Source organism: Nonomuraea sp. PA05 (genome assembly GCF_008086045.1).
GTDB classification, from domain to species: Bacteria; Actinomycetota; Actinomycetes; order Streptosporangiales; family Streptosporangiaceae; genus Nonomuraea; species Nonomuraea monospora.
Map to the genome: position 1 here is coordinate 1 of NZ_VSEY01000046.1, position 19,977 is coordinate 19,977.

Here is a 19,977-nt window from a genome sequence, read left to right on the forward strand (position 1 = left end):
TTGCAGCGGCGTCTCGACGCCGAACAGGTTGACCACCGGCCCGAACGGCACGATGGAGAAGGCCAGGAACGCCGGCACCACCATGATCACGGGCGCGAGCAGGTAGAGCACCTTGTCCACGGTCCGCGGGAAGAGGTCCTCCTTCAGCCCCATCTTCAGCCCGTCGGCCACGGACTGCAGCAGGCCGAACTTTCCGGCCCGGTTGGGGCCGTAGCGGTGCTGCATCCGCGAGATCAGCTTGCGCTCGAACCAGACACCGAACAGGACGCCCAGCATCAGGAAGACGAACAGCATCACGGCCTTGATGATGGTGATCCACAGCGGATCGTGGCCGAAGTTCTCCAGGGTGGGACTCATGAGGCGCTCCCGATGGTGACGATGTCGCCGGCCACCGCGCGCAGGTCACGCGTGACCGAGCAGCCGCCGGAGTTCGCCGGCACCCAGACCACGCGGTCGGGCAGGTCGGCGACGCGCACCGGCAGGGTGACGTTCGCACCGACGACGAGCTTGTCGCCGTCCGTGACGCCCAGCTCGGCGGCGGTGCTCTCGGAGACCAGGGCTTCGGCGGGGCGGGCGGTGCCCGCCAGGTACGGCTCGCCGTCCTGCAGCCTGCCCTCGTCGAGCAGCAGGTGCCAGGTGGCCAGCAGCGCCTGGCCCTGCTCCGGCATGTCCAGGGCGCGGGCCAGGGCGACCGGCGCGCTGATGCGGCTGCCGCGCCAGGAGCCGAGGCTGGACAGCTCGCGCCGGGCGGACTTGGCGTCCGGCAGACCCAGGTGCACGTCCATGCGGTCGGCCAGGTTGCCGATCACGGCGAGGTCGGACTGCAGGCCGGGCACCTTGAGCGGCGCCTCGAACGAGCGGCCCCTGCCCTCCCAGTTGACGAACGTGCCGCCCTTCTCCTGCACCGCCGCGACGGGCAGGACCACGTCGGCGCGGTCGGTGACGGCGCTGGCGCGGATCTCCAGGCTGACGATGAACGGCGTGTGCTCCAGAGCGTCGAGCGCCGCCGCCGGGTCGGGCAGGTCGTAGGGGTCGACGCCCGCGACGACCAGCGCTTCCAGCTCGCCGTCGCGGGCGGCGGCGAGGATGCCTGAGGTGTCGCGGCCGGGCGTGGCGGGCAGCGAGGCCACGTTCCACGCCCTGGCGACCTCGGCCCTGGCGCTCTCGTCGTCCACGGGGCGGCCGATCGGCAGCAGGTTGGGCAGCGCGCCCGCCTCGACGGCGCCGCGCTCACCGGCCCTGCGCGGGATCCAGGCGATCCGGACGCCGGAGGAAGCGGCGGCGAGCCTGACCAGGGCGGACAGCGCGCCCGGCACGGTGGCCAGGCGCTCGCCGGCCAGCACTATCGTGCCCTCGGCCAGCGTGCCGACCAGGTCGCCGATCGCGTCGGCCTCCCCGCCGGGGGCGGTGCGGATGAGCGTGCCGCCCATCTTCGTCAGGCCCAGGGACGCGAACGGCGCGATGGCGGAGACCTTCAGGCCCTTCTTCCGCCACGCCTTGCGCAGGCGCAGGAAGACGCTCGGCGACTCGTCCTCGGGCTCGAACCCGACGAGCAGCACGTGCGGGGCGTTCTCGAGGTCGGTGTAGCTGATCTCGATGCCCTTGCCGGCCACCGCGTGGGCCAGGAACTGCGCCTCCTCGGCGGAGTGCGGCCTGGAGCGGAAGTCGACGTCGTTGGTGCCGAGCGCGAGCCTGGCGAACTTGGCGTAGGCGTAGGAGTCCTCGACCGTGACCCGGCCGCCGACCAGCACGCCGGCCTTGCCGCGCGCCCTGGCCAGGCCCTCGGCGGCCACCGTCAGAGCCTCCGGCCACGAGGCCGGCACGAGCACGCCCTCCTCGTTGCGGACCAGCGGCTGCTTGAGGCGGTCGGGCTGCTGCGCGTAGGTGAACGCCCAGCGGCCCTTGTCGCAGTTCCACTCCTCGTTCACCTGCGGGTCGTTGCCCGCCAGGCGGCGGGTGACCCGGCCGCGCCGGTGATCGGTGCGCAGGGCGCAGCCGCCGGCGCAGTGCTCGCACGAGCTGGGCGTGGAGACCAGGTCGAACGGGCGGGCGCGGAAGCGGTAGGCGGCGCCGGTGAGCGCGCCGACCGGGCAGATCTGCACCGTGTTGCCGGAGAAGTAGGAGTTGAACGGCTTGCCTTCGGCCGTCCGCACCTGCTCCTTGGCGCCGCGCTCGAAGAACTCGATGAGCGGGTCACCGGCGATCTGGTCGGAGAAGCGGATGCAGCGGGCGCACTGGACGCAGCGCTCGCGGTCGAGCAGCACCTGCGTCGACAGCGGCAGCGGCTTGGGGAAGGTGCGCTTCTGCTCCTGGAAGCGGGACTCGCCCTGGCCGTTGGACATGGCCTGGTTCTGCAGGGGGCACTCGCCGCCCTTGTCGCAGACCGGGCAGTCCAGCGGGTGGTTCATGAGCAGCAGCTCCATGGCCCCGCGCTGCGCCTTCTCGGCGACCGGCGAGGTGAGCTGGGTCTGCACCACCATGCCCTCGGCGACCTCGATCGCGCACGACGGCTGCGGCTTGGGGAAGCCGCGGCCGTTGCCCGCGTCGGGGATGTCGACCAGGCACTGCCGGCAGTTGGCGGCCGGGTCGAGCAGCGGGTGGTCGCAGAACCTGGGGATCTGGATGCCCAGCAGCTCGGCGGCCCTGATGATCAACGTGCCCTTGGGGACACTGACCTGGAACCCGTCGATGGTCAGGGTCACCAGGTTCACTTCTGTCTCTACGACGGTCACTGCTCACCCCAGAGAGTGGACTTCTTCGGGTCGAACGGACAACCGCCGATCTCGAAGTGCTTGAGGTACTCCTCGCGGAAGTACTTCACCGAGGAGTGGATCGGGCTCGTCGCGCCGTCACCCAGCGCGCAGAACGAGCGGCCCAGGATGTTGTCCGCGATGTCGGTGATCGTGGCCAGGTCCTCCTCGGTGCCCTGGCCCTTGTCCAGGCGCTTGAGCACCTGCTTGAGCCAGTACGTGCCCTCGCGGCAGGGCGTGCACTTGCCGCAGGACTCGTGGGCGTAGAACTCGGTCCAGCGCAGCACCGTGCGGACCACGCAGGTGGTCTCGTCGAAGATCTGCAGCGCGCGGGTGCCGAGCATGGAGCCCTTGGCGCCGACCGCCTCGAAGTCGAGCGGCACGTCGAGGTGCTCGTCGGTGAAGATCGGCGTGGAGGAGCCGCCCGGGGTCCAGAACTTGAGCTGGTGCCCCTCGCGGATGCCGCCGGCCATGTCGAGCAACTCGCGCAGCGTGATGCCGAGCGGGGCCTCGTACTGGCCGGGCCTGGTGACGTGGCCGCTGAGGGAGAAGATGCCGAAGCCCTTGGACTTCTCGGTGCCCATCCCGGCGAACCACTCGGCGCCGTTGGCGATGATCGAGGGAACAGACGCGATCGACTCGACGTTGTTCACGACAGTAGGCGAGGCGTACAGGCCCGCCACGGCCGGGAACGGGGGCTTGAGCCGCGGTTGACCTCTGAAGCCTTCGAGCGAGTCGAGCAGTGCCGTCTCCTCGCCGCAGATGTAGGCGCCCGCGCCGCTGTGCACGACGAGCTCCAGGTCGTACCCGGAGCCGAAGACGTCGGTGCCCAGGTAACCCTTCTCGTACGCCTCGCGCACGGCCGCGTGCAGCCGCCGGATGACGTGCAGCACCTCACCGCGCACGTAGATGAAGGCGTGGTTGGCCCGGATCGCGTACGAGGTGATGATGATGCCCTCGACCAGCGCGTGCGGGTTGGCCATCATGAGCGGGATGTCCTTGCAGGTGCCCGGCTCCGACTCGTCGGCGTTGACGACGAGGTAGTGCGGCTTGCCGTCGCCCTGGGGGATGAAGCCCCACTTCATGCCGGTGGGGAAGCCCGCGCCGCCGCGGCCGCGCAGACCGGAGTCCTTGACGGCCTGGATGACCGCGTCGGGGTCCATGCCCAGCGCCTTCTTGGCCGCCTCGTACTCGCCGTAGGAGTCGAGGGTGAAGGAGTTGGGCTGGTCCCAGTTGGCGGTCAGGACCGGTGTCAAAGTGGTGCTCATGCCTCCGGCGCCTTCCATCCCTTGGCCTTGGCGACCTTCAGGCCCTCCAGCGAGGCGCCGGCGGCCGACGGGCCCTCGCCCGCGAGCTCGTCGGGCAGGCCGGAGAGCACGCGCGAGGCCTGCTTGAACGTGCACAGCTTCTTCGGGCCGCGCGTGGGGGCCACGTCCTTGCCGTCACGCAGGTCGTCCACGAGCTGCTTGGCCGACGCGGGCGTCTGGTTGTCGAAGAACTCCCAGTTGACCATCATGACGGGGGCGAAGTCGCAGGCCGCGTTGCACTCCAGGCGCTCCAGCGAGATCTTGCCGTCGGCGGTCGCCTCTTCGTGACCGACGCCGACGTGCTCGGAGAGCTCCTCCCAGATCTGGTCGCCGCCCATGACCGCGCACAGCGCGTTGATGCACACGCCGACGTGGTACTCGCCGGCGGGCTTGCGCTTGTACATGGTGTAGAAGGTCGCGACGCCCGTGACCTCGGCCTTGCTGACGCCGAGCATCTCCGCGCAGAACTCCTGGCCGTCGTCCGAGACGTAGCCGTCCTCGGACTGCACGAGGTGGAGCAGCGGCAGGAGAGCCGAGCGGGTCTTCGGGTAACGCCCGATGATCTCCTTGGCGTCCCGCTCAAGACGCTCACGGATCTCCGGTGAATAAGTCATGACTGCGCCTCCGGCGCACTCATGACTTGCGTGCTGTGTCCAATTGTGCGCTCGACAAGCTCGCTCACCTGTCCACACCTCCCATGACGGGGTCGATAGAAGCCACCGCGGCGATCACGTCGGCGATCTGGCCGCCCTCCGCCATCGCGGGGAAGCTCTGCAGGTTGCAGAAGGACGGCTCGCGGAAGTGCACGCGGTACGGCCTCGTGCCGCCGTCGCTGACCACGTGCGCGCCGAGCTCGCCCTTGGGCGACTCGATGCTGGCGTACGCCTGGCCGGCCGGCACCCTGAAGCCCTCGGTCACCAGCTTGAAGTGGTGGATGAGGGCCTCCATGGAGGTGCCCATGATGTGGGCGATGTGGTCGGGCGAGTTGCCGAACCCGTCGGGGCCGAGCGCGAGCTGCGCGGGCCAGCCGATCTTCTTGTCCTCGATCATGACAGGGTCGCCCTTGAGCGGACCGGCGATGCGGTCCAGCGCCTGCTCGATGATCTTGAGGGACTCCTCCATCTCCCTCATGCGGACGAGGTAGCGCGAGAACACGTCGCAGCCGCGCTCGGTGGCGACGTCGAACTCGTAGGTCTCGTAACCGCAGTAGGGCTGCGACTTGCGCAGGTCCCACGGGAGGCCGGCGGCGCGCAGGATCGGCCCGGTGACGCCGAGCGCCATGCAGCCGGTCAGGTCGAGGTAGGCCACGTCCTTGGTGCGGCGGGTGTAGACGGGGTTCTCGTCGAGAAGCTTGCGGATGTCCTTGATCCGCTTGGGCATCTCCTTGAGGAACTCGCCGACCTTGTCCACCGCGCCGGCGGGCAGGTCCACGCTGACGCCGCCGGGGCGGATGTAGGCGTGGTTCATGCGCAGGCCGGTGATGTACTCGAACAGGTCCATGATCATTTCACGATCGCGGTACCCGAACAGGAACGGCGTGGTCGCGCCCAGCTCCATGCCGAACGTGCCCATCGCCACCAGGTGCGAGGCGATGCGGTTGAGCTCCATCATCATCACGCGGATGGCCTGCGCCCGCTCGGGCACGCGGTCGGTGATGCCGAGCAGCTTCTCCACGCCGAGGCAGTACGCGGTCTCGTTGAAGATCGGCGAGAGGTAGTCCATGCGGGTCACGAACGTGGTCCCCTGGGTCCACGTCCGGTACTCCATGTTCTTCTCGATGCCGGTGTGCAGGTAGCCGATGACGCCGCGCGCCTCGGTCACCGTCTCGCCGTCGAGCGTCAGCACCAGCCGGAGCACGCCGTGCGTGGACGGGTGCTGCGGGCCCATGTTGACGACGAGGCGCTCCTCCTCGGAGTCGCGCACGCCGGTGACGACCTGGTCCCAGTCAGCGCCGTTGACCGAATAGACCTTGCCCTCGGTCGCCTCGTCATAAGCGGTGCTCATGAGTAGCTCCTTCTCTGGTCAGGCGCGGGGATGGTGGCGCCGCGGTACTCGACCGGGATGCCGCCGAGCGGGTAGTCCTTCCGCTGCGGGTGGCCGTCCCAGTCGTCCGGCATCATGATCCGGGTGAGCGCGGGGTGACCGTCGAAGATGATCCCGAAGAAGTCGTACGTCTCGCGCTCGTGCCAGTCGTGACCAGGGTAAACGCTGACCGTCGAGGGAATGTGCGGGTCGGAGTCGGGCGCGCTCACCTCGACGCGCACGCGCCGGTTGTAGGTGAGCGAGACCAGGTGCATGACCACGTGCAGTTCCTCGCCCGCCAGGTGCGGGTAGTGCACGCCCGACACGCCGGTCGACAGCTCGAAGCGCAGGGCGGGGTCGTCGCGCAGCTTCTGGGCGACCTCGACCAGGCGTTCCCGCTTGACGTGCAGGGTCAGCTCGCCGCGGTCCACAACCACGCGCTCGATCGCGTCGTCCAGCGCGAGGGCGTCGACGATCTCGTCGAAGTAGCTCCCGTACGGGCGCGGCGTCGAGATCTGCGGCGCCCGGCGCACGACGAGGCCGCCGTAGCCGGAGGTGTCGCCGCTGTCGTGAGCGCCGAACATGCCCAGGCGGGCGACCGGCGGCTCCTGGGCCGCGGGCGTCTCGGGGACCTGCGCGTCGGGGACCTCGGGCAGGTTGTCGGGCGAGGTCACTTTCCGGCCCCCTGGTCGATCAGCGGCAGCGTGCGCAGCGCCTGCAGCTCGAGCTCCTCGATCTGCTTGGCGCGGTGCGCGCCGAACTTCATGTTCTGGATCTTGTCGTGCAGCTTCACGATCGCGTCGATCAGCATCTCGGGCCGCGGCGGGCAGCCCGGCAGGTAGATGTCCACCGGAACGACGTGGTCGACGCCCTGCACGATGGCGTAGTTGTTGAACATGCCGCCGCTGGAGGCGCACACGCCCATGGAGATGACCCACTTCGGCTCGGCCATCTGGTCGTAGATCTGGCGCAGGACGGGCGCCATCTTCTGCGACACGCGCCCGGCCACGATCATCAGGTCGGCCTGGCGGGGAGACGCCGAAGCGCGCTCCATACCGAAGCGCGCCAGGTCGTAGTGGGGGCCACCGGTGGCCATCAGCTCGATGGCGCAACACGCGAGGCCGAACGTGGCCGGCCACACGGAGTTCTTCCGCGCCCATCCCGCGGCCGCTTCGACCGTGCTGAGGATGAACCCGCTGGGGAGTTTCTCTTCAAGTCCCATTTTCAGTCCCAGTCCAGACCCTTGCGGCGCCACACGTACGCGTAGGCGACGAGCACGGTGACGATGAACAGCAGCATCTCGACGAGCGCGAACAGGCCAAGGCCCGAGGAGAGCACGCGGCCGAGGTCGTCCGTCTGCGGAGCGAACGAGACGGCCCACGGGTATAGGAAGATGATCTCGATGTCGAAGACGATGAAGAGCATCGCCGTGATCATGTATTTGAGCGGGAACCGTCCACCACCGACAGGCTGGGGCGTGGGCTCGATGCCGCATTCATAGGCGTCGAGCTTGGCGCGGTTCCAGCGCTTGGGACCGGTGAAGGGAGCGATGGCGACCGAGAAGATCGCGAAGCCCCCCGCGAGAACGGCGAGCACCAGGATGGGCACGTAAAGGTCCATCGCTACGCCTCCTCTGGAGTCGCCGCGCGCGCGGGCGCGCAGCCGGATCTGTTGATTGCGAGATTCATGCTGATGGCGCGACCTTTGAGAGTGCGTTAATGATCATGTCTGACGCATCGCCTCGCCGGTCGGTGAGATTACCAAGGAGTTTGAGCGCGAAGCGCATCAGCCTCGGGTGCGGGAGCCCGTGCCTGGTGCCGAAGCTCATCACACCCGGCTTCCCGATCGCCTCGACGAACAACCTCCCGAGCGTGAAATAACCGCCGTAGGCGTCCTTCAGCACCTGAGGATAGGTCCGCAGGATCCGCTCGCGTTGCGCGGGGGTGGTGCCCCTTGAGGCCTTGGCGATGATCTCGGCGGCGATCTCCCCGGTCTCCATGGCGTACGCGATGCCCTCGCCGTTGAACGGGTTGATCGACCCGCCGGAGTCTCCCACGAGCAGCAGGCCGCGGGTGTAGTGGGGCTGCCTGTTGAAGGCCATCGGGAGCGCGGCGCCGCGGATCGGGGCCGTCATGTTCTCCTCGGTGAAGCCCCACTCCCGCGGCATCGACCGACACCAGCGGCGCAGGAGGTCGCGGTAGTCGATGTTGCCGAACTGTGAGCTGGTGTTGAGCAGGCCGAGCCCCACGTTGGAGGTGCCGTCGCCGACGCCGAACACCCAGCCGTAGCCGGGCAGCAGCGTGTCCTCGTCCCACAGCTCCAGCCAGGTCTCGAGGTAGTCGTCGTCGTGGCGCGGGCTCTGGAAGTAGGTCCGCACGGCCACGCCCATCGGGCGGTCCTCCCGCTTGTGCAGGCCCATGCCCAGGGCCAGGCGGGTGCTGTTGCCGTCGGCCGCCACGACCAGGCGGCTGCGGAACTCCCGGCCGTCCTTGGTGGTCACGCCGACGATGTGGCCGCTGCGGTCGTCGAGGATGGGGCCGGTGACGTTGACGCCCTCCATGAGGCGTACGCCGTTCTTGACCGCGTTGGCGGCGACGATCTGGTCGAAGTCCTGGCGGGTGCGGACGAGCCCGAAGTCGGGGAAACGCTCCAACTGCGGCCAGTCGAGCTCGAAGCGCAGGCCGCCGCCGACGACGCGCAGGCCCTTGTTCCTGATCCAGCCGGGCGCGTCGATGTCGACGCCCATGTTCTGCAACTGCTTGACCGCTCGCGGGGTCAGGCCGTCGCCGCAGACCTTCTCGCGGGGGAACCTGGTCTTCTCCAGGAGCAACACGTCGAGGCCGGCCTGAGCGAGATAAAAGGCGGTTGCGGAACCGGCGGGACCGGCGCCGACCACAATGATGTCGGCGTCAGCCTGATTGGCTGTTGGCACGGTCACTGGACTGATCCTGTCCCTACACGCTCGAAGGCCGTGGGGTGTCGCGCCTTCGTTCCTTTGTGAACCCCTTCACAAACTTACCGGCCCGCAGTCTACTGCTTTTCCTGTACATAGTGGCAGTCGGGGTGCGGTTCTGTGATCCATGAGGACGGCGTGTCGCCTGGGGCCGCGCAGTCATGATCGTCACGCTAGCAGCAGGCCCCCGGGCGGTCAGAGCCCGGCCAGAGAGGCGATGCAGTCTCGAGACGCCTGCTCGTCGAGCGCCGCCTCCCGCAGCACGTCGAACAGCAGCGAATACCGGTAGACCCGCTCCTCCGCCTCGATCAGCTCCAGCCCCGGATAGTCCTCGGTGTAGACCACGTCGCCGGAGATCGGGCCGAGCAGCCGCATCGAGGGAAATCTCAGATGCACGAAACTCGATAAGTCGATCGGATGCTGCTGCTCCAGCAACATCACCTGAATCGTGATATTCGGCAGGTCGGAAAGCTCCAGGAGATGGCGTAACTGCTCGCGCATCATCGCCTCGTCGGCCTCGCCGAAGCGACGGCGCAAAGTGGCCTCCTCCACCACCGCCGTGTAGGTCACCCGTTCGTCGGTGAGCAGTTGCTGGCGGCGCATCCGCACGCGGGTCCTGCGCTCGATCTGGGTCGGCGTGGCCAGCTCCACCGCGCGGTAGAGCCGCGCCAGCTCCTGGGCGTACGCGCGCGTCTGCAGCAGGCCGGGCACCACGTTGTTGTGCCACGCGCTGATCACCCGGGCGCCGTCCTCCAGGCCGATGTACTCCAGCGCCACCTCGGCCAGAAGGTCGGAGTAGGACTCCCACCAGCCCTTGGGCACATGGTTGCCGGCCAGCTCCAGCAGCAGGTCGGCCTCCTCGCCCAGCGCGTCGTAGTGCTTGAGCAACCTGGCCACGTCCTTGGCCGACGGAGCGACCTGCCCGGTCTCCAGCCGGGAGAGCTTGGAGGTCGACCAGTGCAGCGCCTGCGACACCTGGACCCCGTTGAGCCCCGCCTCTTCGCGGAGCCGCCGCAGCTCAGAGGCGAGTTTTCGGCGGCGGAGTGTCGGATTGATCTCCCCGATCACTCAGCCTCCTCTCGGGACATTCTTCTGAATATGCCCGCCCCGCTTCCGCGCAATCGTCGCCGGGAAGAATGAGTCACGTTCCGCGAGGAATCCCTTGACTCATCCCAGCGGGAATTGCACGGGGCCGCCCGATGGCACACCCTCAGGGTAGCCCGCAGAGGAGAAAGCGGGCCAGCTGGAAATGAGGTTTTCGCCAGACGCGAGCGGGCGGATGGTGGGACCCATCCGCCCGGAACCGCGCAGCACCCGACTCTGACCGAAGAGCGGAAATGGGAGCCGCGGCATGAACGACGCTACACGTGGCGCCGGAGATCGCAAGGGCGGATGGCGGCGATTAGCCGTCGCCGTCAACAGGTGGCTCTGGCGCCGGCCCAACGGTTTCGCGAAGGAGCACGGCTGGGAGATCGACAGGTCGGCCTGGGGCGGGCGGACGTACCGCGACCCCCGGTTCGAGCAGCGTAAGAAGGAGATCCTGGAGTCGCCGCCCCAGGACGAGGCGGTCGCCGAGCCGCCGCCGCGCAAGTTCAGCCCTGGGGACGGGTTCCCCAGGAAACATCCGAAGATCGCCAGAGCGCACGGGCCCGTCGCCGCCATGGGGCTGGCCTGGCGGTGGCGCAGCGAGGCCGCGCTGGCCGGCGCGGTCACACTGCTGATCTGGCAAGGGGTCACCTGGCAAGGGCCGGTGGCGGCACTGCTGCTCGCGGGGGCGGTGCTCGCCGGCGGCGCGATCCCGGCCGTACGCAGGGCCGCGGGGCGGCTCGTCACCCGCCACCGTTTCCAGGGGCTCTGCCTGCGCACCTCGATGCGCACCCCGGAGGGGCGCCTGCCCCTCGTCATCCGCACCCGGTCGATCCCGAACGGGACCGCGATCGTGATCTGGTGCAGGTCGGGCATGAGCCCCGAGCTGTTCGAGGACTACATCCCCGAGATCAGGGTCGCCTGCTTCGTCAAGGAGGTCACGCTGCACCGCCATCCCCACTGGGCCCACCTGCTGACCATCGAGCTCAGGCGGGCTTGAACCCCCTGTGCATGGCGACGATCCCCATCGTGAGATTGCGCCAGGCCACCCGTTCCCAGCCGGCGTCCTGGATCGTCCGGGCCAGCGTCGGCTGGTCGGGCCAGTCCCTGATCGACTCGGCGAGGTACTCGTAGGAGTCGTCGTTCGAGCCGAACACCTTGGCCACCTTCGGCAGCATCCGCATCAGGTACTCGCGGTAGACCATGTCGAACGCGCCGACCGTCACGTGCGAGAACTCCAGGATCACCAGACGCCCGCCTGGCCTGGTCACGCGCAGCATCTCCCGCAGCGCCTGCGAGGTGTCGTGCACGTTGCGCAACGCCACCGAGATCGTCACCGCGTCGAAGGCGTCGTCGGCGAACGGCAGCCGCAGCGCGTCACCCGCGATGAACGGCACCCCCGGCCCCGACAACGCGTTGCCACCGTGCCGCCGCACCCCTGTGCTCAGCATGCCGAACGAGAAGTCGGAGGCGATCGCCCGCGCGCCCAGCGTGGTGAACGCGTCGGTGGACGTGCCCGTGCCCGCCCCCAGGTCGAGCACCAGCTCCCCCGGCCCGGCGTCCACGGCGGCGGCCACCGCCTTGCGCCAGAGCCGCACCTGCCCCAAGGAGATCACGTCATTGACCAGGTCGTAGCGCCGGGCGGTGCGATCGAACATCGCGGCGACCTCGTCCGGCTGTTTGTCCAACTGAGCGCGCGTCATGCTCACACCTTATTGGGCCCGGCCTGCGGGTACGCGGTCATGCCCATCCAGGACAATCAACGGAAAGTAGCCACAGTGCTACCCACAGTCTGCTAGATATTGGCGAATGCTTGCCCGTGTCGCCCTTGCGGCGATCATCGCCTCGTCCCCCGTCGCGCAGCAGCGCGTCGTGGCGGCCGACCCGGTCGACAACACCCCGCACGTGCTCGACGGCATCGTCAACGCCATCACCGTCGTCGGCCGCACGGTCGTCGTCGGCGGTTCGTTCAGCGAAGTCAGCGACGCGTCCAGGTCCACGGTCCACGCGCGCGACAACCTGTTCGCCTACGACCTGGTGACCGGACGCATCCTGCCGGGCTTCGCGCCCAGCGTGGCCGGCCCCGTCTACGGCCTGACGGCCGGCGACCACGGCACCGTCTACGTCGGCGGCGAGTTCCACGGCGTGGACAACCGCAGAGCGCGCGGCCTGGCCAGGCTCAGCCTGGCCGACGGCGCCCTGGTGCCCGGCTTCCAGCCGCGCATCGGCGGCGGCATGGTGACCTCGCTGGCCAGGCAGGGCTCCCACCTCTACGTCGGCGGCGACTTCAGCAGCCCGCGCACGGCGCTGGCCCGCCTGGACGCCACCACCGGCGCGCCCGACGCGGGCTTCGCCATCGAGCCAGGCTCGCCGCTGACGTCGCGGGTGAAGGTGTACTCGCTGGCCGTCTCCGGCCGCAGGCTCGCCGTGGACGGCTCGTTCACCACGCTCGACGGCCACTCCCGGCCGCAGCTCGGGCTGATCGACGTCGGCGGGGCGAGCGCCAGAGTGGCCCCGTGGCGGACGGACGCGTACGCGCGCCGGTGCAGCAGCGCCTTCCCCTCCTACGTACGGGGCCTCGACTTCTCCCCCGACGGCCGCTACTTCGTTGTCGTGACCACGGGCGGCGCCAAGGGCGGCATCTGCGACACGGCGGCCAGGTTCGAGACCTGGGCCAGAGGCTCCGCCATCGCTCCGACCTGGGTGAACAGCACCGGAGGCGACTCACTCTACGCAGTCGCGGTGACCGGCGCGGCGGTGTACGTGGGCGGGCACCAGCGCTGGCTGGACAATCCGCGCGGCCGCGACTCGGCGGGCCCCGGCGCGGTGTCACGGCCGGGGATCGGCGCCATTCATCCGAGCACCGGAAAGGCCCTCAGTTGGAATCCCACGCGGGAGCGCGGGATCGGGGTGAAGGCGTTTTACGCGCACGCCAGTGGACTACTTGTCGGTAGCGACACAACGAGACTCGGACGGGAGTACCATGCCCGGATTGGCATGTTCCCCCTGCCCTAGTCGTTGTGCGGCTTCGGCCGGTCGATCCTGTCGCTGAGACGCGCACTCACGGCGTCACGCTGCTTGGACAGCAAGACGTAGCTCGCTATGCCGCTGATCAAGAAAGCAGCGGCGATGAGGATCAGTGGGTTTTGGAGTCCGAGCAGGTACAGGACACCCAGGGTCACGAGAAACAAGCCGATCCGCGACGCGGTGTAAACGAGAACGGGACGCACAGGTTCGAGGTTACTCGGACCTGCACAGCGGTCGCTCTTCGCATCGGGCGCGAGCACTGCTACTGTTCCCAGTTAGGGAGTTTCGTAAAGAAACACCCACGAGAGCCCCAAAGAGGCTCTATCATATAACAATCGGGCAGTCAGCTGATAACAACCCGTGATCTTCTTAGAAAACCACGGATAAATCAGGCTTCGCTCGACACACTGGTTACCTGTCCGCCCGCTGGCAGGAAGCGGGATGCGAGGGGGAGAGATTGGTGGAGAGTAGCAGCGAGCGTCTGCTGACCCCAGGAGAGGTTGCCGCCCTCTTCCGGGTAGACCCAAAGACGGTTACGCGCTGGGCAGCGGCAGGCCGCATCAGCAGTATCCGCACCCCCGGAGGGCACCGGCGCTTCCGCGAGTCGGAAGTCCACGCCCTTCTCCGAGGCGAGGACGTTCTCACGGCCGACAGGCCAGCAGGTGAGTCCCCGCGCGTCTGACGTTCCGTCTAGTCGGTGATCCTGCACGGCGGGCCGCCTGAACAGCGGTCCTTCCCGCCAGGATCACCGCTGGCGGAACCCACTGTTTCGCGTGCCCTCCCGGCCACACTTCCGTACGGGGAAGGCACGGGGCGGCGCCAACCGCCGACCGTGGCTGGCGCCTGTCCGTTCGCCCGGACCTGGCCACGTCCCGCCCGCTCGAAGGCCCGCGCTTCTTCCCGTATCGGGAGGCCCGCGTCTCGCCCGCCCAAAGGCCCGCGCCTCGCCCGCCCAAAGGCCCGCGCTTCTTCTCGCATCGGGAGGCCCGCGTCTCGCCCGCTCGAAGGCCCGCGTTTCCCTGCCGTATCGGGAGGCGCACCCCCCTGCCGCCCGATCAGGCGTCTTCCTGCCGCGCCTTGAAGGCCAGGAACTCCCGCTCAAGCTCGTCGTTCTCCTCTTCCCAGCGCCGGCGGCGCGACTCCGCCTCCTCCTCGGTCAGCGACTCCGTCAGCCACTGCTCGTAGTCGGGGTCACCAGGCTGGACCTCCACGTAGGCGTTGCCCAGCAGCCGCCCGTCCTGGCTGGTCAGGCTCTGCGGTACGCGCAAGGTCCCGTCCGCGAGCCGGATCACGTACATGGCCGATCACCTAGATTCCGTAGCGCCGGTTGAAGAACAGCATGATGTCGAGCGCCATTCGCGTATCGCCCCCGAGCATGTCCACCAGGGCCGGGCGCTGACGCGAGGCGATGGCGGCGAAGGCGTCGGCGAAGAACTCCTTACGGCCCAGCCCGCCGTCCTGACGGTGGAAGGTGGAGGCCAGGAGCGGCACGGCGCAGTCGTACAGGCGCACGAACTCCGGCGAGTCCGACACCCAGTCGCCGTACGGCGAGTCGATGTCGTCGATGGCGTGGCCGACCTCGTGCATCATCACGTCGGGAGTGGGTGAGGGCCGGTCGCCCACCACGATCTTCCTGTCGCCGTACGCGCCGGCGCAGATGTCCCACGTCGCCCGGCTCGACGGGAGCGGCGCGCCGCGCAGGTAACCCATGTCGTCGAGGTCGGGCACGCCGCCCGGGCCGACGTAGATGCCCTCCAGGCCCGACACGAGCAGTTCCTTCAGCCGCTCGGGCAGCCTGGCCAGGCTCTCCACCGCCCTGATGACGTCCGCCGGCGGCGGGCCCAGCCTGGCGTCCCACTGGCGGTGCAGGATCGTCTCCAGCCTGCCGCAGTGCCGCAGGCCGTCGCCCAGCGAGGGGGCGTCGGGGCGGTGGGGGCGGGCTCTGAGGGGGTCGTCGACGAGCTCGAAGTCGTCCCAGGTGTAGCGGGGGCGGTCCACCACCACGGCGGCGGGCAGGCGTTCGCCGCGCTCGCGCACCGCGAAGGCGTCCCAGCCCGCAACCCGGCCGCCGCGCCCCTCCACACGCCCGCCCGGCCCGTCCACATGTGTGCCCGGCCCGTCCGTGCGCGTGCCCGGCCGCCCGTCGAACGATCCGTTCGCGCGCCCGCCCGGCCTGTTGTCGAACGCCCCATCCGAACGCCTGCCGTCGAGAGGCCCGTCCGCGTGGGTGACCGGGCGGCCGTCGAGCGGCCACATCGGGCGCTCCAGCCCGTCACCTCCGGGCCACATCATCCTGTCCTGCGCCCCGGGCGACCGCCCCGTCTCACCGCGCCGTCCCGCCTTGCGCGGCTCACCGCCGCCGGTGCGCGTGTCGGACCAGAAGGAACGATCAGCGTCGGCGTGCGCCTCACCACGGCGCGAGAAGAGGTACGAGCCGCGCCGCCACCAACGGCCACGCCGATGCCGTCCTCTGTCGTTGGGTCCCCTGTCGGAAGAAAAGGCCATCGCACCCCTCAACGCCACGTGGAGCCCCGTGGACACCGACACATCGGGTTCCACCGTACGACGCCGATCTTCCGCTAGTCACCCGAAATGGGACATCAGGCAGCACGATCACGCCGAAACATGGCTTACAGTTCGGGACATGGCAGGTGTTCTGATCGGCCTGGCGCTGCTGGCCTTCTGGCTCTTCTCACTGTTCGACGTGGTCACCACACCCGAAGACGAGGTACGGAACGTACCAAAGCCTCTTTGGATCATCATCGTCGTGCTCATCCCGCTGCTCGGCGGCGTGGTGTGGATGGCGCGCGGCCGTCCGCGCGCGCCGAGGGCGGCCTGGCCCGTCCCCCCGGGCCCGGGCACGCCGAAGGGGCCGGACGACGACCCCGACTTCCTGCGTGACCTCGACCGGCGGATGCGCGGCGACGACGTCGCCTGATCTCCTCTAGTCCACGTCGGCGTAGCTGTGCAGGCCGTCGATGAAGATGTTGACCCCGATCAGGTTGAACAGGAGGCAGCCGAACGCCACGAGCTGCACGATGGTCGCGGCCTTCCCCCGCCAGCCCGCCGTCACCCTCGCGTGCAGGTAGGCCGCGTAGGCCACCCACGTGATGAACGACCACACCTCCTTGGGGTCCCAGCCCCAGTAGCGGCCCCACGCCCGGTCCGCCCACAGCGCGCCCGCGATCACGGCGAACGTCCAGAGCGGGAAGGCGAACACGATCGCCCGGTGCGCCACCTTCTCCAGGTCGGCGCGCGACGGCAGGCGCGAGACCCCGTCGCCACGAATCAGGTAGAGCACGCCGGCGACGCCGGCCATGGTCAGCAGGCCGCTGGCGATGATCGCCGCGGTGACGTGGATGGCGATCCAGTACGAGTCCAGCGCCGGGACCACAGGCCCCGCGCTCGTGTAGAAGACCTTGACGGCCAGCCCCAGCCCGAGCGCGGCCGTCACCATGACGAAGCCACCCAGGAAGCGCACGTTGTGGCGGAGCTGGGTGCCGAGGAACGCGGTGACGGCGGCGAAGCAGATCGCGACCACGAACTCGTACATGTTGCCCCACGGCCACCGGTCGACGGCCAGGCCGCGGGTGGCGATGGCGCCGAGGTTGGCGGCCCAGCCGAGCCAGGCGAGCACCAGCGCCACCGTGCCGGCCTTGGCGCTCCCGCTGCCCGCCGGCTCGCTCGCGGGCTTGACGGAACCCGACGGCTTGACGGGGTCGGCCGGCTTGACAGGGCTGGACGGCGTGGCCGCCGCGTCAGCGGCCCCGACCGTGACCGGCTGCTTGGCCTCCACCGGCTTGACGGCCTCCGCCTTGCCGGGCCTGGCCCGGCCGAAGGCCAGCTCTATCGCGAAGCCCACCATGGCCACCACGTAGAGCAGTACGGCTGCGACGACGAAAAGGTCGCTCAGCTCGGCGAGTTGCTCAGCGGACATCTCTCTCTCCTGCTGATAGAACCTTGACGATGTCGGAGAACTCCTCGGCGAAGCCCGCCGCGGAGCCCTCGGTACGGGTCAGGCCGCCCACCTCGACCCTGCCCTCGGAGATCCGTACGAAGACCCGCCGGCGGCGGATCATGAGCGAGAGCGCGATGGCGACGACGGCGGTGCCGGCGGCCAGCAGCGCGGGGAAGCGCCCCGGGTCGTAGGACGTCTGGAGCGTGATCCACTCCTTGACCCCGGTGAACTCGATCTTGCCCAGCCCGTCGGGCAGCTCCACCGACTGCCCCACGGCCAGCGGCTTGGGCGCGGCGGACCCCATGACGAGGGGCTTGAGCTTCTTCAGCACCTCGGGCTCGGCCAGCTCGTAGACCGACTGCGGCTTGCCGGAGCGCACGCCCAGGTCGCCGGAGAAGGCGCCGAGGATCTTCACCTCGGGGTTGAGCTCGCCGGGGAAGGCGGAGGCGTAGTCGCCGTCGGTCAGCGGCACGCTGGTCGGCAGGAACCGCAGCAGGAACCCGAGCTGCGACGGCTGCGCGTCGGGCACCTTGACGACGCACCCCGAGGTCATCGTGGTCTTCTGCTCGATCAGGCAGGGCACGGGCCCTTCGAAGGCCACCTGCCCCTTGCCGTCGGTGACCTTGAACACGGGCGCGTAGCCGTTGCCGATCAGGTAGAGCTGCGTGCCGTCGACCTCCAGCGGCTCGTTGACCTTGAGCTCGTAGTCGCGGGGCGCGGAGGCAGGGGTGTCGCTCACCTTGAGGTGCGCCGAGTAGTCGAGCGCCTGCCCACGCTTGTCGCCGGCGACCTGGTAGGCCACCTTGAACTCCGACAGCGTGAAGGAGAACGGCTCCAGCGACTCGGCCGACACCTGGTTGCCCGGCATGAACCGGTCGTAGGCGGCCACGGTGTTGGCGAACCCGTCGCCCTCGACGACCAGCACGTTGCCGCGGTAGCCGAACAGGGAGCCCGCGCCGATGGCGAGCAGGATGCCGAGCAGGGCGACGTGGAAGAACAGGTTGCCGGTCTCGCGCAGGAAGCCCTTCTCCGCCGACACCCAGCCGTCGCCGGTCACGACGCGGAAGCGCAGCTTGCGCAGCTTCGCGGCGGCCTCGTCCACAGCCAGGTCGCTCTCGAAGGAGGCGGAGTGGGGCAGGCGGGACAGGTTCTTGGGCGCGGCGGGCGGCTTGCGGCGCAGCTCGCGCAGGTAGGTGGCGGTGCGCGGGATGATGCAGCCGATCAGCGAGGTGAACAGCAGCAGGTAGACGGCCGCGAACCAGGTCGAGCTGAACACCTCGAAGAGCTGGAAGCGGTCGTACCACTCGGCCAGCGCCGGGCTCTGCTCGTACAGCTGGGCGACCTTGTCGGGCTCGACGCTGCGCTGCGGCACCAGCGAGCCGGGCACCGAGCCCAGCGCCAGCAGGAACAGCAGGATGAGCGCCGTCTTCATCGAGGTGAGCGTGCGCCACGCCCAGCGCAGCCAGGCCACCAGGCCGAATCGGCCCTGCTTGGGCGCCTGCTCCTTCTCCAGTTCCTGGACGCTCATCAGATCACCGGCTCGAAGGCGCCGATCAAACCCTGCATGGCGGCGATCATCTCTCCCCAGAGCCCGGTCACCAGCAGCACACCGACGGCCACCAGCATGCCGCCGCCGATCCTGGTGATCAGGCGTGAGTGCTTGCGGATGGCGCGGAACGTGCGCAGCGCCCTGCTGTAGGCCAGCGCCGCGCCCACGAAGGGCAGGCCGAGCCCCAGCGCGTACGCGACGGCCAGAAGGGCGCCACGGCCCGCGCTGCCCTCGTTGGCCCCGAGCATCAGCACCACGGCCAGCGTGGGGCCGATGCACGGCGTCCAGCCCAGCCCGAACACCACCCCGAGCAGCGGCGCGCCCGCCAGCCCCGCGGCCGGCAGGCGGTGGATGCGCACGTCGCGCATCAGCCCGGGCAGCACGCCGAGGAAGGCGAGCCCGAGCACGATGGTGAGCACGCCCAGCACGCGCGTGATGACCTCGGCGTTGCCCAGCAGGACGTAGCCGATGCTGCCGAACAGCGCCCCGCTGAGCAGGAACACCAGCCCGAACCCGGCCACGAACAGCGAGGTCCCGAGCACCAGCCGCCCCCGTCTGGGGTCGGCGCTCATGCCCGTGACGTACGACAGGTAGCCCGGCACGAGCGGCAGCACGCACGGCGACAGGAACGACACCACCCCGGCCAGCACCGCGATCGGCACGGCCAGCAGCAGCGAGCCAGAGGCGACGACGTCACTCATCGCGCACCTTGGTCACGGTGTTCATCAGGTCGGTGTACTTGACGGCGCCCAGCGCCCTGGCCGCGATCCTGCCCTGCTTGTCGATGATCAGCGTGGACGGGATGGCCGCGGGCGGCACCGTGCCCTGGAAGGCCAGCGCGACCTTGCCGGGCTGGTCGAACAGGTGCGGGTAACCGGTCTGCTCGGTGCGCTCGAACGCCAGCGCGTCGGCCTGCCGGTCCTTGAAGTCGACGCCGAGGAACTCCACGCCGCTGCCCTTGGTCTTGGCCGCGACCTCCTTGAGCACGGGCGCCTCGGCCCGGCAGGGGCCGCACCAGGAGGCCCAGAAGTTCAGCACGACGACCTTGCCCTTGTGCGCGGCCAGCGAGGCGGTCGCGCCGTCGAGGGTCGGCCCTTCGACGGCGGGCGCTGGCTTTCGCTCGGCGGCCTCGAAGACCTGCATCTTCCCGTCGCCCGCGACGAATCGGGTGTCGCCTGCCTGGGGCTGACCGCCCTGGTTGCCGGCGCAGCCCGCGACCAGTACCGCCAGCGGGAGAAGGAGGGAGATGGACTTGGCGCGCACGGAGGAAGATCTCCTTGTACTACAACCGGTAGAGCTTGCAACTCTACCGGGGCGACCCCACG

Annotated in this window: 22 protein-coding genes; 4 read left to right on the forward strand and 18 right to left on the reverse strand. The window is 69.3% G+C overall.

Translation table 11 applies throughout. The features are described from left to right. From FXF51_RS48640 to FXF51_RS48685, 10 genes are all read right to left on the reverse strand, one after another. On the reverse strand, positions 1-357 hold a 357-nt coding region (locus tag FXF51_RS48640), incomplete at its 3' end, for an NADH-quinone oxidoreductase subunit H (protein ID WP_187414991.1). Beyond that, positions 354-2,732, reverse strand: a complete 2,379-nt coding sequence (locus FXF51_RS48645) for an NADH-quinone oxidoreductase subunit G (protein ID WP_148441640.1) — start codon at positions 2,730-2,732, stop codon at positions 354-356. The genes FXF51_RS48640 and FXF51_RS48645, both read right to left, overlap by 4 nt. Next, the gene (gene nuoF / locus FXF51_RS48650) at positions 2,729-4,018 is read right to left on the reverse strand and encodes an NADH-quinone oxidoreductase subunit NuoF (RefSeq protein WP_148441641.1); all 1,290 of its coding nucleotides are present in this window, start codon (positions 4,016-4,018) and stop codon (positions 2,729-2,731) included. Before nuoF ends, FXF51_RS48645 begins: the two co-directional genes overlap by 4 nt. Beyond that, positions 4,015-4,749, reverse strand: a complete 735-nt coding sequence (gene nuoE / locus FXF51_RS48655) for an NADH-quinone oxidoreductase subunit NuoE (protein ID WP_262380353.1) — start codon at positions 4,747-4,749, stop codon at positions 4,015-4,017. The genes nuoF and nuoE overlap by 4 nt, the downstream gene beginning before the upstream one ends. Continuing rightward, positions 4,736-6,061 carry an NADH-quinone oxidoreductase subunit D gene (locus FXF51_RS48660; protein ID WP_148441643.1) on the reverse strand — a complete coding sequence of 442 codons (1,326 nt, stop codon included), beginning with the start codon at positions 6,059-6,061 and terminating at the stop codon, positions 4,736-4,738. Before FXF51_RS48660 ends, nuoE begins: the two co-directional genes overlap by 14 nt. Beyond that, the gene (locus tag FXF51_RS48665; RefSeq protein ID WP_148441644.1) at positions 6,058-6,753 is read right to left on the reverse strand and encodes an NADH-quinone oxidoreductase subunit C; all 696 of its coding nucleotides are present in this window, start codon (positions 6,751-6,753) and stop codon (positions 6,058-6,060) included. Before FXF51_RS48665 ends, FXF51_RS48660 begins: the two co-directional genes overlap by 4 nt. Continuing rightward, positions 6,750-7,301 (reverse strand): NuoB/complex I 20 kDa subunit family protein, encoded by a 552-nt coding sequence (locus FXF51_RS48670; RefSeq protein WP_148441645.1) that lies wholly within the window; start codon positions 7,299-7,301, stop codon positions 6,750-6,752. Before FXF51_RS48670 ends, FXF51_RS48665 begins: the two co-directional genes overlap by 4 nt. Before the next feature lie 2 nt (positions 7,302-7,303). Beyond that, positions 7,304-7,699 carry an NADH-quinone oxidoreductase subunit A gene (locus FXF51_RS48675; RefSeq protein WP_080043646.1) on the reverse strand — a complete coding sequence of 132 codons (396 nt, stop codon included), beginning with the start codon at positions 7,697-7,699 and terminating at the stop codon, positions 7,304-7,306. A 64-nt stretch (positions 7,700-7,763) separates the two neighbouring features. Beyond that, a complete protein-coding gene (locus FXF51_RS48680; protein ID WP_148441646.1) occupies positions 7,764-9,017 on the reverse strand; it encodes a geranylgeranyl reductase family protein in 1,254 nt (417 codons plus the stop codon). A gap of 210 nt (positions 9,018-9,227) precedes the next feature. Continuing rightward, a complete protein-coding gene (locus tag FXF51_RS48685; protein WP_148441647.1) occupies positions 9,228-10,100 on the reverse strand; it encodes a helix-turn-helix domain-containing protein in 873 nt (290 codons plus the stop codon). A 283-nt stretch (positions 10,101-10,383) separates the two neighbouring features. Here FXF51_RS48685 and FXF51_RS48690 point away from each other — a divergent pair, with 283 nt between their 5' ends. Next, positions 10,384-11,118 carry a hypothetical protein gene (locus FXF51_RS48690; RefSeq protein ID WP_148441648.1) on the forward strand — a complete coding sequence of 245 codons (735 nt, stop codon included), beginning with the start codon at positions 10,384-10,386 and terminating at the stop codon, positions 11,116-11,118. On the opposite strand, the gene FXF51_RS48695 is transcribed toward FXF51_RS48690, so the two are convergent. Then, entirely contained in the window at positions 11,105-11,821 is a 717-nt protein-coding gene (locus FXF51_RS48695) for a demethylmenaquinone methyltransferase (RefSeq protein WP_148441649.1), read from the reverse strand. The genes FXF51_RS48690 and FXF51_RS48695 overlap by 14 nt on opposite strands. A gap of 106 nt (positions 11,822-11,927) precedes the next feature. On the opposite strand from FXF51_RS48695, the gene FXF51_RS48700 reads away from it, so the two are divergent. After that, a complete protein-coding gene (locus FXF51_RS48700) occupies positions 11,928-13,133 on the forward strand; it encodes a hypothetical protein (RefSeq protein ID WP_148441650.1) in 1,206 nt (401 codons plus the stop codon). Here the strand turns inward: FXF51_RS48700 and FXF51_RS48705 are convergent. Then, the gene (locus FXF51_RS48705) at positions 13,130-13,348 is read right to left on the reverse strand and encodes a DUF4229 domain-containing protein (RefSeq protein WP_148441651.1); all 219 of its coding nucleotides are present in this window, start codon (positions 13,346-13,348) and stop codon (positions 13,130-13,132) included. The genes FXF51_RS48700 and FXF51_RS48705 overlap by 4 nt on opposite strands. Before the next feature lie 257 nt (positions 13,349-13,605). On the opposite strand from FXF51_RS48705, the gene FXF51_RS48710 reads away from it, so the two are divergent. Further along, complete coding sequence (locus FXF51_RS48710; protein WP_026214226.1) at positions 13,606-13,827, forward strand: BldC family transcriptional regulator; 222 nt, start codon at positions 13,606-13,608, stop codon at positions 13,825-13,827. A 373-nt stretch (positions 13,828-14,200) separates the two neighbouring features. Here the strand turns inward: FXF51_RS48710 and FXF51_RS48715 are convergent, their stop codons facing one another. After that, on the reverse strand, positions 14,201-14,443 hold the full coding sequence (locus FXF51_RS48715) for a hypothetical protein (protein ID WP_148441652.1): 243 nt from the start codon (positions 14,441-14,443) through the stop codon (positions 14,201-14,203). A 10-nt stretch (positions 14,444-14,453) separates the two neighbouring features. Further along, the gene (locus FXF51_RS48720; RefSeq protein WP_262380354.1) at positions 14,454-15,401 is read right to left on the reverse strand and encodes a hypothetical protein; all 948 of its coding nucleotides are present in this window, start codon (positions 15,399-15,401) and stop codon (positions 14,454-14,456) included. Between the two features lie 388 nt (positions 15,402-15,789). On the opposite strand from FXF51_RS48720, the gene FXF51_RS48725 reads away from it, so the two are divergent. After that, on the forward strand, positions 15,790-16,083 hold the full coding sequence (locus tag FXF51_RS48725) for a PLDc N-terminal domain-containing protein (protein WP_148441653.1): 294 nt from the start codon (positions 15,790-15,792) through the stop codon (positions 16,081-16,083). Between the two features lie 6 nt (positions 16,084-16,089). Here the strand turns inward: FXF51_RS48725 and ccsA are convergent, their stop codons facing one another. The 4 genes from ccsA to FXF51_RS48745 are packed head-to-tail and all read right to left on the reverse strand — an operon-like array spanning position 16,090 to position 19,915. Continuing rightward, a complete protein-coding gene (ccsA, locus tag FXF51_RS48730; protein WP_148441654.1) occupies positions 16,090-17,082 on the reverse strand; it encodes a cytochrome c biogenesis protein CcsA in 993 nt (330 codons plus the stop codon). Beyond that, positions 17,072-18,631 (reverse strand): cytochrome c biogenesis protein ResB, encoded by a 1,560-nt coding sequence (locus FXF51_RS48735; RefSeq protein ID WP_148441655.1) that lies wholly within the window; start codon positions 18,629-18,631, stop codon positions 17,072-17,074. Before FXF51_RS48735 ends, ccsA begins: the two co-directional genes overlap by 11 nt. Beyond that, on the reverse strand, positions 18,631-19,353 hold the full coding sequence (locus FXF51_RS48740; protein ID WP_148441656.1) for a cytochrome c biogenesis CcdA family protein: 723 nt from the start codon (positions 19,351-19,353) through the stop codon (positions 18,631-18,633). Before FXF51_RS48740 ends, FXF51_RS48735 begins: the two co-directional genes overlap by 1 nt. Beyond that, complete coding sequence (locus tag FXF51_RS48745) at positions 19,346-19,915, reverse strand: TlpA family protein disulfide reductase (protein WP_148441657.1); 570 nt, start codon at positions 19,913-19,915, stop codon at positions 19,346-19,348. Before FXF51_RS48745 ends, FXF51_RS48740 begins: the two co-directional genes overlap by 8 nt. Positions 19,916-19,977: the final 62 nt, after the last annotated feature.

Excerpts from the sequence above, each read along its gene's own strand:
- FXF51_RS48720 (WP_262380354.1), bottom strand. The coding sequence starts at position 15,401 with ATGTGGCCGCTCGACGGCCGCCCGGTCACCCACGCGGACGGGCCTCTC.
- FXF51_RS48670 (WP_148441645.1), bottom strand. The coding sequence starts at position 7,301 with ATGGGACTTGAAGAGAAACTCCCCAGCGGGTTCATCCTCAGCACGGTC.
- FXF51_RS48690 (WP_148441648.1), top strand. The coding sequence starts at position 10,384 with ATGAACGACGCTACACGTGGCGCCGGAGATCGCAAGGGCGGATGGCGG.
- nuoF (WP_148441641.1), bottom strand. The coding sequence starts at position 4,018 with ATGAGCACCACTTTGACACCGGTCCTGACCGCCAACTGGGACCAGCCC.
- ccsA (WP_148441654.1), bottom strand. The coding sequence starts at position 17,082 with ATGTCCGCTGAGCAACTCGCCGAGCTGAGCGACCTTTTCGTCGTCGCA.
- FXF51_RS48700 (WP_148441650.1), top strand. The coding sequence starts at position 11,928 with ATGCTTGCCCGTGTCGCCCTTGCGGCGATCATCGCCTCGTCCCCCGTC.
- FXF51_RS48725 (WP_148441653.1), top strand. The coding sequence starts at position 15,790 with ATGGCAGGTGTTCTGATCGGCCTGGCGCTGCTGGCCTTCTGGCTCTTC.
- FXF51_RS48715 (WP_148441652.1), bottom strand. The coding sequence starts at position 14,443 with ATGTACGTGATCCGGCTCGCGGACGGGACCTTGCGCGTACCGCAGAGC.
- FXF51_RS48735 (WP_148441655.1), bottom strand. The coding sequence starts at position 18,631 with ATGAGCGTCCAGGAACTGGAGAAGGAGCAGGCGCCCAAGCAGGGCCGA.
- FXF51_RS48675 (WP_080043646.1), bottom strand. The coding sequence starts at position 7,699 with ATGGACCTTTACGTGCCCATCCTGGTGCTCGCCGTTCTCGCGGGGGGC.
- FXF51_RS48660 (WP_148441643.1), bottom strand. The coding sequence starts at position 6,061 with ATGAGCACCGCTTATGACGAGGCGACCGAGGGCAAGGTCTATTCGGTC.
- FXF51_RS48695 (WP_148441649.1), bottom strand. The coding sequence starts at position 11,821 with ATGACGCGCGCTCAGTTGGACAAACAGCCGGACGAGGTCGCCGCGATG.
- FXF51_RS48740 (WP_148441656.1), bottom strand. The coding sequence starts at position 19,353 with ATGAGTGACGTCGTCGCCTCTGGCTCGCTGCTGCTGGCCGTGCCGATC.